Source organism: Acinetobacter genomosp. 33YU, assembly GCF_001990725.1.
Taxonomy (GTDB): domain Bacteria; phylum Pseudomonadota; class Gammaproteobacteria; order Pseudomonadales; family Moraxellaceae; genus Acinetobacter; species Acinetobacter seifertii.
In genome coordinates, this window is sequence record NZ_LFZQ01000040.1 from 1 (window position 1) to 1,410 (window position 1,410).

General features: G+C 49.1%; 2 protein-coding genes. One reads left to right on the forward strand and one right to left on the reverse strand.

The window, feature by feature from the left end; genetic code table 11:
• On the forward strand, positions 1-261 hold a 261-nt coding region (locus tag AC056_RS19125), incomplete at its 5' end, for a YdgH/BhsA/McbA-like domain containing protein (protein ID WP_416224622.1).
• A gap of 840 nt (positions 262-1,101) precedes the next feature.
• On the opposite strand, the gene AC056_RS19130 is transcribed toward AC056_RS19125, so the two are convergent.
• Positions 1,102-1,410: DNA-binding protein (locus tag AC056_RS19130; protein ID WP_228144375.1), on the reverse strand; the 309-nt coding region annotated here is incomplete at its 5' end.

Below are 1,410 nucleotides of genomic sequence, written 5' to 3' on the forward strand. Positions count from 1 at the left end.
ATCAGGGCAACAACGCCCCATACAGAACAAAATTACTTAAGGAATACGACCATGAAAACCATCAAAACTTTCGTTGCAGTTGCCACTCTATCCATGATGTCTTTCGGTGCGTTTGCTCAGAGCGTCAGCGCTACCGCCTCCACCCTGGATCGTGCTGAAGCAAAAATTGCCGCACAGGCCGCTGAACAAGGTGCGTCATACAAAATCACCAGCGCTCAGTTCAATAACCGTGTCCACATGACGGCTGAACTGACCAAATAAGATGGTCGCAGAGGGAGCTGCCGAACAGGTCGCCGGAAGGCGGCCCGTTTCGCCCCTTAGCAGGAAAACCTTCAGGCCCCTTCGGGGCTTTTTTGCATCTATCATTTAACATAAAGCCATGATTGTACGCACCGCTAAAACGGCCTCAGGGCGTTTCTGACGGGAAACCGGCAAAACAGGCAACAAACCACCCGAAACCCCGCCAGAAACGCGCAGGCTCTGTTTTTACGGCATGCATGAGTATGCACGCAAGTGCATAGCGCGAAAATTCACGCCATTTAGCCAGGGTTAGTCCTGTTTCCACCGTTCTTCCCATCCGAAAACGGTGAACGGGGACGCAATTTATTGCGTGGCCGTGAAGCGTTGCCGGCGCAGCCGGAAAACCGGTTTTCATCACGTTCAGGAATCGGGTTCGTCGACGGCCGGCAATCACGTTAGGCAAGTCGCCGGACGACTCACCACACGATTCACCGGCGATTCGACTCGTGACTTGACTCTAGAGTCGCCAAGGTCAAAAAAACACCAAAATGACGATTCGACTCTAGAGTCAAGTCGTCATAAGTTACTGATAGTCTTAAGTGAGTCGTCGATGACTCTATGACAAGTCGTCGGCGATTCGTCTACGACTTGCCGACGACTTGGATTCACCTTACAGAAAGTAATACTGCGTAATTTAATAACCAACAACTAACTGATATTAATGGGTTATCTTCAAAATTTTAATTTTGCGTGGGGTGTGGGTATTTTTAGTGGTGAGGAGCGTTCAGAGATCTGACGATTTTTGGGAAGGTTCAGGAACTCCCCGGAATGGCCGGAGAGGAAAACTAAAGCATGACGGGGTCAGGATTTTTTCCAGAATTTCCACCATGGCGCCGGGGATTCAGTTAATTTTGCCTGGTGATTTTCAAGAAGGAGCATGGCCTGTTTCAGGCTGTCAATGTGCGAATCCTTGGACAAAAGTAAGGTGTTCAGGTGTTCAATCTCCTGTTTCAGATGACGAATCACCTGTTCACTCTGGTCAGCAGAGGCTGTATCACGCTGTTCAGAGACCTGTCCAGAATGGTGTTCACCCTTCAGTTGTTCAAAGGGACCAAAGACACGTAAAAGCTCTGAAGTATCTACCATTTTTGCATTACGTTCACCGCTACA